At 65.7% G+C, this 14,558-nt stretch carries 10 protein-coding genes; 4 read left to right on the forward strand and 6 right to left on the reverse strand.

Going from position 1 to position 14,558, the window contains the following annotated elements; translation table 11 throughout:
• Positions 1–16: 16 nt before the first annotated feature.
• Both AC1DCJ_RS19025 and AC1DCJ_RS19030 read right to left on the reverse strand, forming a co-directional pair.
• On the reverse strand, positions 17–2,497 hold the full coding sequence (locus tag AC1DCJ_RS19025) for an acyl-CoA dehydrogenase (protein ID WP_448136339.1): 2,481 nt from the start codon (positions 2,495–2,497) through the stop codon (positions 17–19).
• On the reverse strand, positions 2,494–3,414 hold the full coding sequence (locus tag AC1DCJ_RS19030; protein WP_137191643.1) for an alpha/beta fold hydrolase: 921 nt from the start codon (positions 3,412–3,414) through the stop codon (positions 2,494–2,496). The genes AC1DCJ_RS19025 and AC1DCJ_RS19030 overlap by 4 nt, the downstream gene beginning before the upstream one ends.
• A 166-nt stretch (positions 3,415–3,580) precedes the next feature.
• Between AC1DCJ_RS19030 and AC1DCJ_RS19035 the strand changes: the two genes are divergently transcribed.
• Positions 3,581–4,183: a TetR/AcrR family transcriptional regulator gene (locus tag AC1DCJ_RS19035; protein ID WP_125357883.1), complete on the forward strand. Its 603-nt coding sequence runs from the start codon at positions 3,581–3,583 to the stop codon at positions 4,181–4,183.
• A 137-nt stretch (positions 4,184–4,320) separates the two neighbouring features.
• On the opposite strand, the gene AC1DCJ_RS19040 is transcribed toward AC1DCJ_RS19035, so the two are convergent.
• The 3 genes from AC1DCJ_RS19040 to hslO form a co-directional block, all read right to left on the reverse strand.
• Positions 4,321–7,164 (reverse strand): TonB-dependent receptor, encoded by a 2,844-nt coding sequence (locus AC1DCJ_RS19040; RefSeq protein ID WP_478071680.1) that lies wholly within the window; start codon positions 7,162–7,164, stop codon positions 4,321–4,323.
• Between the two features lie 441 nt (positions 7,165–7,605).
• Positions 7,606–8,466 (reverse strand): XOO1806 family protein, encoded by an 861-nt coding sequence (locus AC1DCJ_RS19045; protein ID WP_137191641.1) that lies wholly within the window; start codon positions 8,464–8,466, stop codon positions 7,606–7,608.
• A gap of 119 nt (positions 8,467–8,585) precedes the next feature.
• Positions 8,586–9,479, reverse strand: coding sequence for an Hsp33 family molecular chaperone HslO (gene hslO, locus AC1DCJ_RS19050; protein ID WP_478071681.1), 894 nt, complete (start codon positions 9,477–9,479; stop codon positions 8,586–8,588).
• A 79-nt stretch (positions 9,480–9,558) separates the two neighbouring features.
• On the opposite strand from hslO, the gene mtgA reads away from it, so the two are divergent.
• Genes mtgA through AC1DCJ_RS19065 form a run of 3 tightly spaced genes read left to right on the forward strand, consistent with a single transcriptional unit; the run spans position 9,559 to position 11,758 of the window.
• Positions 9,559–10,308 carry a monofunctional biosynthetic peptidoglycan transglycosylase gene (mtgA, locus tag AC1DCJ_RS19055; protein ID WP_137191639.1) on the forward strand — a complete coding sequence of 250 codons (750 nt, stop codon included), beginning with the start codon at positions 9,559–9,561 and terminating at the stop codon, positions 10,306–10,308.
• A gap of 39 nt (positions 10,309–10,347) precedes the next feature.
• The gene (locus AC1DCJ_RS19060) at positions 10,348–11,367 is read left to right on the forward strand and encodes a glycosyltransferase family 2 protein (protein ID WP_447595186.1); all 1,020 of its coding nucleotides are present in this window, start codon (positions 10,348–10,350) and stop codon (positions 11,365–11,367) included.
• Complete coding sequence (locus AC1DCJ_RS19065; protein ID WP_038686840.1) at positions 11,327–11,758, forward strand: CBS domain-containing protein; 432 nt, start codon at positions 11,327–11,329, stop codon at positions 11,756–11,758. Before AC1DCJ_RS19060 ends, AC1DCJ_RS19065 begins: the two co-directional genes overlap by 41 nt.
• 184 nt (positions 11,759–11,942) lie before the next feature.
• Here the strand turns inward: AC1DCJ_RS19065 and AC1DCJ_RS19070 are convergent, their stop codons facing one another.
• Positions 11,943–13,928, reverse strand: coding sequence for an AsmA family protein (locus AC1DCJ_RS19070; RefSeq protein WP_137191637.1), 1,986 nt, complete (start codon positions 13,926–13,928; stop codon positions 11,943–11,945).
• Between the last annotated feature and the right edge of the window lie 630 nt (positions 13,929–14,558).

Here is a 14,558-nt window from a genome sequence, read left to right on the forward strand (position 1 = left end):
TACGTTGCTGCGTCGATCACGCCGCTTCCTGGGCCTGTGCGTCCTTGCGCTCGCGGTCGTAGTAACCGGCCGAGCGCAGTTCGCGCGGATCGAAATCGTCCACGGTGATGGTTTCCAGGGTGAGCGCGCGCAGCTCTTCGAGCAGGGTGCGTTCGTCCTGGGTGATCACGCCTTCGGCAACCGCTTCATCCAGCTGGGTGGTGAAGTCCAGGGCTTCGATGCCCTTGGTCTTGACCGCCTTGATGAACTTGCGCTCGACCGGCTCGGCCATGATCGCCTTGGACAGGTAGCTGTTGATGCGGCCACCCGGGTTGTTCTCGCACGGGGTCAGGAACACGCCGCTGGCCAGACGGTCGCGGGCTTCGTTGGGGGCCATCAGCAGCGCGGCCACGCGGTGGCCCAGGCGGTCGCCGGGGGCCTCGGCACGGCGGCCGAACGGGAAGATCAGCAGCCACATCAGCCAGCCGATCGGACGGATCGGGAAGTTGCGCAACGCCGCCGACAGCGACGTTTCGATCGTGTGCACGCTGTCATGGAAGGCCCAGGCCAGCAGCGGCTGGTCGGCCACCGGCGCGCCTTCGTCGTGGTAACGCTTGAGCATGGCGCTGGTCATGTAGATGTGGCTCAGCACATCGCCCAGGCGGCCGGACAGCGATTCCTTGAACTTCAGCTTGCCGCCGAGGGTCATCATCGAGATGTCGGCCATCAGCGCCAGGTTGGCCGAATAGCGGTCCAGCTTGCGGAAGTAGCGGCGGGTGTAGGCATCGCCCGGGGCGGCACCGAAGCGCGCGCCGGTCAGGCCGAACCAGAACGAACGCACGGCGTTGGAGATGCCGAAGCGGATGTGGCCGAACAGGCTGCGGTCGAACTCCTGCAGGCCGGCACGGGTGTCCGGATCCTGCGCGGCCTTCATTTCCTTCAGCACCCACGGGTGGCAGAGGATCGCACCCTGGCCGAAGATCAGCAGGCTGCGGGTCATGATGTTGGCACCTTCCACCGTGATGGCGATCGGCGCGGCCTGCCAGCTGCGGCCGGCGAAGTTGCGCGGCCCCAGGATGATGCCCTTGCCGCCGATCACATCCATCATGTCCGAGATCACTTCACGGCTCATGGTGGTGCAGTGGTACTTGGCAATCGCCGACGGCACCGACGGCACGTCGCCGCGATCCACCGCAGCCGCCGTGGCCTGGCACAGCGCGCTGATCGCATAGGCCTTGCCGCCGATGCGCGCCAGCGCTTCTTCCACGCCCTCGAAGCGGCCGACCGACAGGCCGAACTGCTTGCGGATGCGCGCGTAGGCACCGGTCACCACCGCACCGGCCTTGGCACCGCCACTGGCGGTGGACGGCAGGGTGATCGAGCGGCCCACGGCCAGACACTCGTTGAGCATGTTCCAGCCCTTGCCGGCCTTCTCGGCGCCGCCGATCAGCTGGGTCAGCGGGATGAAGACATCCTTGCCGCGGATCGGGCCGTTCTGGAAGGTCGAGTTGAGCGGGAAGTGGCGGCGGCCGATTTCCACGCCGGCGGTGTCACGCGGCAGCAGCGCCAGGGTGATGCCGATGTCGCGGGTGGTGCCGATCAGGCCGTCCGGATCGTACATGCGGAAGGCCAGGCCGATCAGCGTGGCCACCGGGGCCAGGGTGATGTAGCGCTTGTCGAAGGTGAGCTTGACGCCAAGCACCTGCTCGCCGTTCCACTCGCCCTTGCAGACGATGCCGTAATCGGGAATCGAGGTGGCGTCCGAACCAGCAAACGGACCGGTCAGGCCGAAGCAGGGCACTTCGCGGCCATCGGCCAGGCGCGGCAGGTACTGGTCCTTCTGCGCCTGGGTGCCGTAGTGGTTGAGCAGTTCGCCCGGGCCGAGCGAGTTGGGCACGCCGACGGTGGAGCTGACCACGCTCGACACCGAGGCCAGCTTCTGGATCACCTTGTGGTGGGCCAGCGCGCTGAAGCCCAGACCGCCGTATTCCTTCGGAATGATCATGCCGAAGAACTTGTTCTTCTTGATGAAGCTCCACAGTTCCGGCGGCAGGTCGGCGTAGACGTGGGTGATTTCCCAGTCGTTGACCATTTTGCACAGCTCTTCGACCGGGCCATCCAGGAAGGCCTGTTCCTCGGCGGTGAGCTGCGGCTTGGGATAGTTCAGCAGGATGTTCCAGTCCGGGTCGCCGGTGAACAGCTCGCCTTCAAAGCCGACCGAGCCGGTTTCCAGCGCGATGCGCTCGGTCTGCGACAGCGGCGGCAGCACCTTGCGGAACACCTTCATCATCGGCGCGGTCAGCAGCGGCTTGCGGATGAAGGGCAGCAGCAGCGGCACGGCGATGACCGCCACGATGGCCGCAGCGACGATGGTGGCAGTCTGGTTGATGTACGGGATGAACCAGCAGGCGGCCAGCAGCACCAGGCTGACGATCGTCCAGGTGATCAGCCGCATCCGGTGGTAGGCGACGATGGCGCCCGCCAGCAGGATGGCCAGGAAGGGAACGACAATGCTCATGAGCGTGCTCCGGTGACGTGCTCGGTAGTGGCGGACTGTGCAACGGCGGAGGCCGAGGGCAACACGTCCAGATAGTCCAACACAGTAGCGGTAAAGGCGTTGTTGTCATCACCGGCGACCATATGGGTGGCCTCCGGCAACTGCACATGGCGCGCATGCGGCACCAACGCGAGGAATTCGGCCACCGTCTGCGGGGTGACCAGCGTGCTGCGCCCGCCGCTGACCAGCAGCAACGGGCATTTGACCTGGCGCGCCGCCTCGGCGAGCGCGTCCTGGTGCTGTTCGCTGTCGCGCGCCAGTTCGGCCACCAGGCGCGGGTCCCAGTGCCAGCGCCAGCGACCATGGCCATCGTCGCGCAGCAGGGCGCGCAGCGAATCGTCGGATTTGCGTGGCCGATGCGGCATGTACGCCGAGATCACATCGGCGGCCTGCGCCAGCGAGGCGAAGCCGTCCGGATGGGCGGTCATGAACATCAGGATCTTTTCGACCCCGGCGGTGTCCCAGCGCGGGGTGATGTCCACCAGCACCATGGCCGAGAACAGGCCCGGCCAGCGCGATTCGGCGAGCAGCCCGAACAGCCCGCCCATCGAGGCGGCAACCAGGATCGGCGGCTGCGGCTGTTCGCCGGCCAGGACGATCAGGTCATCGGCGAACTGTTCGCCGTGGTAGGGCAGGTCGGCCGGGTTCCAGTCCGAGTCGCCATGGCCGCGCGCATCGTAGGCCAGGGTCTGGTAGCCGGCAGCCGCCAGGGAGTGCGCGGTGGACGTCCAGGCATGCCGGGTCTGGCCGAAGCCATGGGCGAACAGCACGGTGCCGCGGCGCCCGGGCGAGGAGCGGGTGGCGGCCAGCACGGCATCGTGCGCGCCGGTCAGTCGCTCATCGTCAACGCGGGGCAGGGTAGAAGAAGGAATGACCATACTCGCTAGTATGGACCTGCCCGTGGGCATGTCAATACTTGGGGGTATGGAAGCCCATCACCGCGCGTCGGAAGGGCGCCGAGTCCGCCACGGTGCGGGCGTTGGCGCGGGTCACAGCGTGCCATTTTGGCGGACACGGACCCCGGCGTATGGTTAAATCAACGCCATGAATGAACCTGAAGCTTCCGCCGGCGAGCCACGTGCCGGCCGCAACAGCCGCCTGAGCGCGGAAGACTGGGCCCAGGCCGCCCTGGACCTGATTGCAGAACAGGGTGTCGGTGCCGTGGCGGTGGAGCCGCTGGCGCGTCGCCTGGGGGTCACCAAGGGCAGTTTCTACTGGCATTTCCCGTCGCGTGACGCACTGCTGCAGGCCGCGCTGGAGCGCTGGGAACTGTTCGAGCAGGAGCAGGTGTTCGGCAGCCTCGAAGACGTGCCGGATCCGCGTGCGCGCCTGCGCCAGCTGTTCCAGGTGGTCGCCCATGAAGTGCAGCCGCACATCATCTACAGCGAGCTGCTCAAGGCGTTGGATCACCCGATGGTGCGCCCGGTCATCGACCGCGTCTCGCACCGCCGCCTGGAATATCTGGTGGCCTCGTTCCGCCAAGCCGGGCTGAGCCGTACCGACGCGCAGCACCGCGCGCGCCTGGCGTATGCGGCGTACGTGGGCTTCCTGCAGCTGTCGCTGCAGCTGCAGCAGCCCAAGCAGGCCCGCGAGGATTTCGAGGCTTACGTGGAGCATGTGATCGAGACGTTGATCCCGATCGGCTGAGATCGCCAACATCACGATGCAGAGGCCGCGGAGACGCGGCCTTTTTCGTGAGTGCGGTACCAGAGCACCGATGACGCACAAAAAACAACGGCCCCTTTCGGGGCCGTTGCTGCATCAGGTGCTGATCGATGGATCGATCAGAACTTCTGCTGGTACTTCATGTACATGAAACGACCGATGTCGAAGCCGCCATAGTACGCATAGCCCGAGTTCGGATTGGAGTACGCAGGTGCGGCCTGGTGATCGAACACGTTGTTGGCACCGACGGCTACCGTTGCATTCCACGGCAGGCTGTAGGCCACCTGCAGGTCGTGGAAGGTGTTGGAGCCCAGTTCGTTCTGCGGCGAGATCTGGCCACCCGTGTCCGGCGCGCTGTAGTTCGGCAGCGTGCAGCGCTCGTCGAAGAAGCAGGCTTCCTTGGTGCCGGAGTAGTAGCGTGCCGTCCAGCTGACCGACAGGTTTTCCAGCTGCCAGTTGATGGTCGCGTTCGAGCGCAGGCGGAAGTTGCCAGCGAACCCATTGTTCTGGCTCGGCGGGTTGTCCGTGTTGTCCTGCTTGATCTCGTTCTTGACCACGTAGCTGTTCTGCAGCGAGGTGGTGAAGTTGCCGAAGCCGGTTTCGAAGCGATAGTTCACGTCGAAATCGAAGCCTTCGGTTTCAACATAACCCGCGTTGCGCAGTGCGAAGGACAGGTCGGTGATGTTGCCGTTCGCGTTGCGGGTGAACCCGGTGCAGCGCGATTCGATGCCACGCAGGTAGCAGTCGTCCAGCAGGTCGGTCGGGCTGTCGGCAACGATGGTGTTCTCGATGCGGATGTTCCACCAGTCCAGCGACATGTTCAGGCCGCTGACGAACTCGGGGCTCCAGACCACGCCCAAGGTCTTGGAGGTCGAGGTTTCCGGGGTCAGCGTCGGGGTCGAACCGGTGACGAACGGCGTGTCGCTGGCTTCACCCGGGCCCTGGGCCGGACCGCTGCTGGAGGTGTTGGGCTGGCGGAAGCCCGCCGGCACGTCCTGCAGGCAGCGGGCATTGCCGGCGGCCGTACCGAAGCTGGTATCGCACGGGTCGGTATAGGTCGGGAACGTCTGCGAGATACCGCCATACAGATCGGCCACGGTCGGGGCACGGAAACCTTCGGACCAGGTGCCGCGGACCAGCAGCTGGTCGATCGGCTTCCACTTCAGGCCGAACTTGCTGTTGAGGGTGTCACCGAAGGTGTCGTAGTCGGAGTAGCGGGTGGCCGCGGTGAGGGTCAGTTCCTTGGCGAACGGCAGGTCGGCCAGGACCGGGATCTGCAACTCGGCGTAGATTTCATTGAGGTTGTAGCCGCCCGAGGTCGGACCGGCGGCCAGATCGGTCGAAATGCCGGTCTGGGCCAGCGCATCCGGCGAGAACGAGCCACTTTCCTCGCGACGCTCCACGCCCAATGCCACGCCCAGGTCACCGGCAGGCAGGGTCAAGATCGAGCCGGAGATGTTGGCGAAGTAATTCTTGGTGGTGGTGCGCGAAATCGCCTGGCCCGGCTGGTACAGGTAGGCCTGCACGTCCGGATCACCCAGGCTGTTGGGCGAGTCGTAGCCCTGCGGGATCAGCGGGTTCCAGGGGGTGCACGAACCCGGACCGAAGCCCAGCGGGATGGCCGCGTCAGGGGTGCCGCACTGCGCCTGGCCGCTGGCATTGATGAACGACGGACCCGTAGCCTGGCCGACGGCGTAGGTGTTCAGGTTGCCCGTGCTGAGCTGGACACCCTTGTTCTGGTTGTACAGGTAGCCGGCATCCCAATCCCAGTACTTTTCACCGGTCTGGAAGGAGCCGCTGAACACACCGGTGAAGCGGGTGGTGGTCAGGCTGTTGTGCACTTCGCGCGGCACTTCCCAGCCACGGCGGACGTAATCGACGTCTTCGCCAACCGGGTTGTAGATGCTGTCGGCCGACAGCGGGCCGGCGAGCGGATAGTCCTCGCTGAAGAACGGATAGCCCGCGTTCTGCGCGAACGAATCACGGTCGGTGTACATGACGCTGGTGTCGAAGCGCACGTTGTCGGTGAAGTCGAACGTGCCGTTCAAGAACGCCGACTTGCGCTTGACGCCGCTATAGACGGTCGACGCCAGCGCCGGGTTGGACACGTCGGTGCTGTTGGTCGGGCGGTAGCTGGCGAAGTCGCTCGGGTCCAGCCCGGGTACGTCGCGGCGCAGGGTGTAGGCGGTGCCGTTGTAGATGAAGCGGCCCCACTGCGAGGTGCCGGACAGGCCGCCCGGACGCGGCGCGCTCTTCTCACCGGTCGGGAAGCGGTTCTTGGAGAACCAGCGGTCCTTGGCCCACACCGGGTCTTCGTTGGAATACTCGACGCCTGCGGTCAGCGAGCCGCGTTCACCACGGAAGCCCATGATGAAGTCATAGCTCTCGCGCTGGCCATCGCCCTGGTCGTACTGACCCAGGTAAACGTTGGCTTCGGCGCCTTCGAAGTTCTTGCGGGTGATGATGTTGATCACGCCGGCGATGGCGTCCGAACCATAGATGGTGGAGGCGCCATCCTTCAGCACTTCGATACGTTCGACCATGGCGGTCGGGATCGAGGCAACGTCCTGCAGGCCGTCATTGGTGATGCCCAGGCGACGACCGTCGACCAGCACCAGGGTGCGATTGGCACCGAGGTTGCGCAGGTCGATGTAGTAGCCGCCCACGGCTTCACCGGAACTCAGCGGCGAGGTGCGGCTGATGGCCGGCGAACCGGCGGTCGGGATGTTCTGCAGGATGTCGGCAACCGACTTGAAGCCCTGCTTTTCGATCTGGTCGCGGCTGATGACCTGGACCGGCTGTGCCGTTTCAGTATCGACCTGGCGGATGCGCGAACCGGTGACTTCGATGCGGTCCAGGTTGGTCGGGCTGGCCGATTCCTGGGCTTGTGCGGTGCCGGTGGCGGCGGTTGCGACAAGCGCAACGACCACGGCATCACGCAGTTTGTTGGATTTGAAGTTCATTGCTCTCTCTCTCCAAGGGAATCTTGGGTATTCACTGGGGTGTTTGCCTGCGGCGGCACCAAATCAGCGCCAAGCACCACTAGGCTGACTCGATAGTAACTGCCGAGTGGAGAGAATTAAAGTCACGTTAATAGAAGGTGTGAACTGGGTTAAATTCGGCAAAGTCGTTGTGGATCAATGATTTTCCGCCCCCTTGCGGCCTTTTGGTCTCATTGGTTAATTATTTGTGATGAAAATAGTTGCACTTGATTTGTAACGTTATGTATCCATAGGTATCGGCACATCGCTTCCGCACACAAGTGCAGCAGTGGCGATACAACGCGCGGCGCGTCACCGGCTCACGCGGACGGGATCCTTTGGAGGCAGGGAGTGCGGGCATAAAAAAACGCGCCTTCAGGCGCGTTTCTGGCTAGATCGACCGCGCCGTTCGGCGCCCGTCGATTACAGATCCTGTTCGTAACGGACGTACGGCACGGTGCCTTCGTCGGTGCTCTCGTTGCGCGGAGCGAACGGATTCTTGCCACGGGTGATCACGTTCTCGGCACCCACGGTGAGCTGGCCGCTCCAGGGCGTGCGCCAGGTCAGGCCGACTCCGAGGCCTTCCCACTTGCCGGGCTGGCCGGGCACATCGACCACGCGGCCGATGATGTTGCCGCTGAAGTTGCCGTAGCCGGCGCCGATGGTGAGGCTCTTGCTGTCCCAGCGGTCCACGATGGCCGGGGAGGCGTCGGACAGCGGCACCAGGCGTGCCTTGGCGTAGGTGCCACCGATCGAGACGAAGCCTTCGCGACCGATGTTCTTCTGGCCGAACACGGTCAGGTCGTTCTGCTCGGCGCGCAACGCCGGTGACTTGTTCGGGCCGGCCAACCACGCCGGCAGGGTGTCACGGCCGGTGCCGGCGGTGATGCCCAGGCGACCGCCGGGACGGTTGAACGCAGCGGTACCGCTGACCCGGCGACTCAACGAGGTGTTCTCGTCGTCATCGCCCAGGCTGGCGAGCATGCAATGACTGGCCAGCCCGCTGATGCTGGTGCCGCGGCTGCTGTTGCAGAGCAGGCCCAGCGAGTCGCCCGAGGACAACCCGAAAGCGGCATCGAGCGAACTGCGGCCGAAGTGCCAGCGGGCGCCCACGGCCTGTTCGCCGGTGGGTTCCAGGTACAACAGGGCCTCGACCTTGCCGCTGCCCTTGTTCCACACCGGAATGACCGTGCTGTCCTGGCGCGGCTTGTTCTGCGCATGCGCGCCCGTCATCGCGGCGAGGGCGATCACAAGGGCCAGCGGTAGACGCAGAAGGGAGCGCATGGGAACTCTCAGACAGCAGCGGTGAGCACAAGTTCCCGCCGAAGCGGGACACTGATCCTAGGGCGTTTATGAATTCTTAACAAGTCTTGGTTCTCCCCAGAACAAAACTCGTGCGGCAATTACTGAAGCCGTTCAGGTGCCGGTGAGGAAACACCGGTGTCGCTGAACAGTATGGCGAACTCCGTCAACGGAAAGTGATACTCCTGTCCGCAGAATTCGCAACGCACTTCCACCGCACCGGTCGGTTCGGCGGCCGCGCGGGCTTCCTCCTCGCCCAGCGACTGCAGCATGCCTTCCACCCGCTCGCGCGAGCACGAACATGCGAAGCGCAGGCCCCGCTCGCCGAGCAGTTCCGGCTTCTCTTCATGGAACAGGCGGTGCAGCAGGTCATTGCCCGCCACGTCCAGCAGTTCCTGCTTGCCCAGGGTTTCGAACAAGGCGCTGGCGCGTGACCAGCCGTCGTTGTCGCCTTCGTCGCCGGGCAGCTTCTGCAGCAGCAGGCCGGCGGCCCGGGTGCCGTCGGCGGCCAGCAGCAGGCGCGTGGGCAACTGCTCGGACTGCCGGAAGTAGTCCTCGAACGCTTCGTCCAGGCCGGCGGCGGTCAGCCCGACCAGGCTCTGGTAGCGCTGCGGTTCGCGCGGGTCCAGGCCCGGGTTTTCGATGGTGATGGCCAGCAGCGCGTCATCGCCAAGGGTGGTGAGGTCACGCGGGGCGTCGCCGCCGTCGGCCAGCTGCACGATGCCGCGCAGGGTGCCGGCGGCCGTGCATTCGGCGAACAGCGTGCGCATGGAGGTATTGCTGCGCAGCTGGATCGACAGGCGGCCATCGACCTTGGTGTGGCCGGTGAACAGGGCCGAGGCGACGGCGGCTTCGCCCAGCAGCTCGGCGGCGGCCGGCGGATAGACCGCGTGCGACAGGATTTCAGCCCAGGTCGCATCGAGGTGGACATGCACGCCGCGGACGCCGGCATCGGGGAGCAGGAAACGGACAAGGGTGTCGGATTGGGCGGTCATCGGTTCTATGGGCGCGCGAAGTGGGATGCAGTTGCCGGATAATGCGCCGACAACCGTGCAAGCAAAGGATGCACCACTAATGGGGGCAGAGCGCAGCAACCTCAAGGCCGAACCGGGCCTGGAACCACCGCGCCCGCGACGCTGGCACTGGAAACGTCTGCTGTGGCTGCCGGTGCTGTTTGCCGCGTTCAGCGTGCTGCAGGTACTGGTGCTGCGTTTCATCGACCCGCCGGTGTCCACGGTGATGCTGTGGCGGTACGGCGAGGCGCTGGGCCAGGGCGAGTGGGACTACCGGCTGCACTACCAGTGGCGCGACCTGGACCAGATGGCACCCAGTCTGCCCATTTCGCTGGTGGCCGCCGAGGATCAGCGTTTCCCCGTGCACAACGGGTTCGACCTGCAGGCCATCGAGAAGGCGCGCGACCACAATGCCAAGGGTGGCCGCCTGCGCGGGGCCAGCACCATCAGCCAACAGGTGGCCAAGAACCTGTTCCTGTGGCAGGGCCGCAGTTGGGTCCGAAAGGGCCTGGAGGTCTGGTACACGCTTCTGATCGAGGCGCTGTGGCCGAAGTCGCGGATCCTGGAGATGTACGCCAACATCGCCGAGTTCGGCGACGGCATCTACGGCGCCCAGGCGGCGGCGCGGCAGTACTGGGGCAAGGACGCGGCACGGCTGAGTCCGGCCGAAAGCGCCCGCCTGGCCGCCGTGTTGCCGGCGCCGCGGCGCTACAACGCGGCCAAGCCGGGACCGTTCGTGCAGCGCCGCGCGGCCTGGATCCAGCGCCAGGCCCGGCAGCTGGGTGGCACTGCGTACCTCGCCGACGACTGACGATTCATGATCGTGACGCGCCCCGCCTACAATCCCGGCATGACTGCCCAACGCCTGACCGTTGTCATCGCCGCCCACAATGAAGCACTGGCCCTGCCGCTGCTGCATCCGCGCCTGCGCGCGGTGCTCGACGGGCTGGACGATATCGAGGGGCGGGTGCTGTACATCGACGACGGCAGCAGCGATGCCACCTGGTCGGTGATGCAGGCGCTGGCCGCAGCCGATCCCGACGTGGGCGTGCTGCGGCTGTCGCGCAACTTCGGCAAGGAAGCGGCGCTGACGGCGGGGCTGGATTTTGTCGACGACGGCGCGGTGATCATCCTGGACGCCGATGGCCAGGACCCGCCGGAGCTGATTCCCGAGTTCGTCGCGCTGTGGCAGCAGGGCTATGACAACGTGTACGGCACGCGGTTGGCGCGCGACGGTGAAAGCTGGCTCAAGCGCAGCGCGGCCGCCGCTTTCTACCGGGTGATCGGGCGACTGTCCAAGACGCCGATCCCGGCCGACACCGGCGATTTCCGCCTGCTTTCGCCGCGCGCGCTGCAGGCGCTGGGGCAGCTGCGCGAGCGCCACCGGTTCATGAAGGGGCTGTTCGGCTGGGTCGGCTTCCGGCGCAAGGCGCTGCCCTACCACCGGCACGCGCGGATGGTGGGCGACAGCAAGTTCGGGCTGTGGAAGCTGTGGAATTTCGCGCTGGAAGGCATCACCGGTTTCTCCACGGCGCCGCTGCGGGTGACGACCTACCTGGGGTTGTTCACGGCCAGCGTGGCGTTCGTGTTCGCCGTATGGGTGGTGGCCAAGGCGGCGATGTACGGCGACCGCGTGGCGGGGTGGCCGACCATGATGGCGGCGATCCTGTTCCTGGGCGGGGTGCAGCTGATCGCGCTGGGCCTGATCGGCGAATACCTGGGGCGCCTGTACGAAGAATCCAAGCAGCGGCCGTTGTACCTGGTTGACACCTGGCAGCCCCCGATCGTGGCAGACTCGGCCGTGCATCCCATCGGTGGAGAGCAACGAGATGACCACGGTACGACAGCTGTTGGACGGCAAGTCCCCTGAGGTTTTCGCGGTAGGCCCGGAATCGGCGGTGATCGACGCGATCCGGCTGATGGCCGAAAAAGGCATCGGCGCCGTGCTGGTGATGGAGGGCCGGCAACTGGTCGGCATCCTGTCCGAGCGCGATTACGCGCGCAAGATCGTGCTGCATGAGCGGTCGTCGCGGACCACGCGGGTGAGCGACATCATGACCGCCAAGGTGGTGACGGTGGCGCTGTCCGAGCAGGTGGAGCATTGCCTGCAACTGGTGACCGACTACCGGATCCGGCACCTGCCGGTGGTGGACGGCGGCAGCGTGGTGGGCGTGATCTCGATCGGTGACCTGGTGAAATCGGTGATCGACGAGCAGGCCCAGAAGCTGGACCAGCTGCAGCAGTACATCGTGGCGGGGTAGTGCAGGGTCGCGGGAGAATGAAGCGTGTCGACCAACGGTCGACACCTACCGTGTGCGTAGTCCGGTCGCGCGATACACGCGCACCGACCCTGTGCGTTCGCGGTGCGCGATCAGGATGTCGCGATACGCGCACACCGCTCCCGGTAGGTACCGACCGTTGGTCGGTACGCTGACATGGCCGCACTCACTTCGCGTAACGACCACCGCAGTTCGAATCCTTGCCCGGACCGGTTTCGATGGTGGCCAGCAGGGCAGCGGGTGGGGCGATGCTGCCCAAGGTCAGGGCGATCGCACCGCGGATGCCGAGTGCCTTGAAGTCCGGGCGGAACGACGGGTCCTTGAAGCTGCCGCCGATGCGCAGCGGCGAGCGCAGGGCGAGGATGCTGATGTCCTTCGGGCGCGGTCGCAGCAGCAGGTCCAGCTGTTCCTGCTTGAGGTCCACGGTGCCCTCGCCGACGATCAGCGTGTCGGTGGTATCGAAGGCAAGCGCGCGCGAGGTCATCACCCCGTTGGCCACGCCGAAGTCACCGAAGGCGCAGCGCAGCGGAATCTGTTTGTCGCCGGTGAACAGGAATTTCAGCGACTCGGCCACGTCCAGCCCAGCCAGCTCCATCACCAGGTTGCCGACATGGCCGCGGCCGATCCCGAGGGCGACGTTGCCGTCCGAACTGCCCAGCATGGCCGCGACCGAGTTGCCCGTGCCGGCCAGGGTGAGGTCGCCGCTGATGCCACCGGAGGCCTGTTCGGCGAGCTTGGAATCGGGCATCAGCTTGCCGAGCTGGATCTTGCGCAGGCTGGCCTGCAACTGGGTGGCGATGGTGTCCTTGCGCGCATCCATGCGGATGGTGCTGCGGATGTCGCCGCCGGCCACGCCGAAATTCAGCGGCTCCAGGCGCAGCAGGCCGGCCTCCAGCTTGAGGTGCGCGTCCATGTCGTCCAGCGGCAGCACCGGCGAATTGATCCGCTGCGCCTTCCAGCGCACATCGGCGTCCATGGCGCGCAGCTTGGTGAGGTTGTACGGAGTATCCGGCAGCACCTTGGCGCGTGCGGCGAGCGCGGCGGCCTTGGCCTTCTGTTCTGCGTTGGCGGTCTCGCCGGCGCCGGTCTTCGGGGGCGCCCCGATGAAGCCGGCCAGATCATCGAAGTCCAGGCGCTTGGAGACCAGGTCGGCCTTCAGGAACGGGCGTTCGCCACCGACGTCGATCTGCGCGGTGCCGCCCAGGTCGCTGTCGCCGGCGGTGCCGGTGAAATTCTCGTAGCGCCAGATATCGTTGTTGCGCTTGAGCCGGCCTTTCAGCCGGTACGGCGGCGTGGAGGGCATGGCCACGCCGATCAGCGGGAACAGGTCTTCCATGTCCTGGCCACTGAGCATCAGTTCAAGATCGAAGGTGCGCAACGCGAAGGGGTTGGTCAGGGTGCCGCTGGCGATGGCGTGGGTACCACCGGCGCGCCCGTCCAGGTGGATGCGGAACGGGTGGTCGCTGTTGGTCAGTTCGAGCGGCGATTCGGTGCTGCCGTCCAGGGAGAACGGGTTGCCTCTCCAGCGGCCCTTGCCACTCACCAGCAGGGGCGGGGCGCTGTCTGCGCTGCGCGGTTTGCCGCTGTTGAGGGCCACCAGAACGTCAGTGCGTCCGGCGGCATCAAGGAACTTCAGGCGGCCATCGTCGATGAGCAGGCGCTGCAACTGCGGCGGGTTGCCGGTGGAGGGCCCCAGGAAATCCCAGTTGCCGGGCGTGTCCTTGCCGGGCCCGGTTTCGAGCAGCAAGTCCGGGCGGGTGAGGCGGACTTCGGGGATATGAACCTGGCCACGCAGCAGGGGCCAGACGCGGATGGCGATTTCCGCGCGGTCGGCGCTGGCCATCTGCGGGGTCTTGGCCCAGGTAGCGTTGGCGAAGGTGAGGCGGTCGGCGCGGATGGTGGTGGTGCGGCCAAGGTCGACGTCGAGATCACCGTTGATATGGAACTCGCGGCCGGTCTTGGCCTGGACGGCGCGTTCTACGGGGCCTTTGAACCAGTTCCAGTCCCACAGCGCGATGAGCAGGAGGATGGCAGCGAAGAGGAAAACGAGGATGGCGAGCCAACGCTGTCCACGTTTGCCGGGACGACGCCAGCGCCAACGGCGCGACACGGGGGATGGGGCAGGGGAGTCGACAGTGTTCACATGCTCCATCCTTCCCTGTTCATCGTGCAGGGGGTGCGAAGCATTGGTAAGGATGGTGTCAGGGTGCGGTTTTTTTTTAGAAGCTTTGGAGCAACAGCCACAGCAACAGCCACAGCCACAGCAACTGCAACGGCCTTTGGCTGAGGGTTTTCCTGGTTGGCGTGGCGCGGGTGGGTTTACGGGACACGCTGCAAGTACGTCCCTGTAAGCTCGTGAGCGCCATCCATGGCGCCCAACGGTCCCGTAAACCCACCCGCGCCGCGCCCCGACAGACCCCGGTGTGCCAGGGTAGAGCCACCCCGTGGGTGGCTGCGCCTGATGGATCTCGAGATGCCTGGGGCGTCGATTTTGGGTTGGGAATTTGGGAATTTTGGTTAGGGGAAGGGGGAGGGGGAGAGAGGAGGAGATGAGCGGCGTCGGCTGTCGCCTTGCCATTGCTCCTGCCCTCGCTCAGTGCCGACCTCCGGTCGGCATGCCCTCAACCCCTCCCAAAAAAGCGGCAATAGCTCCGCTCCGCTCCACCGCTCCGCCGCTTTCACCAAGAGGCCCGAAAAACTGTCAGGGGTSGGGGCGGGTGGGTTGGCGGGACCGTAGAGCGCCATGGATGGCGCGAACGAGCCTACAAGGACGTACTTGCGG

The organism is Stenotrophomonas sp. 10N36 (assembly GCF_056395005.1).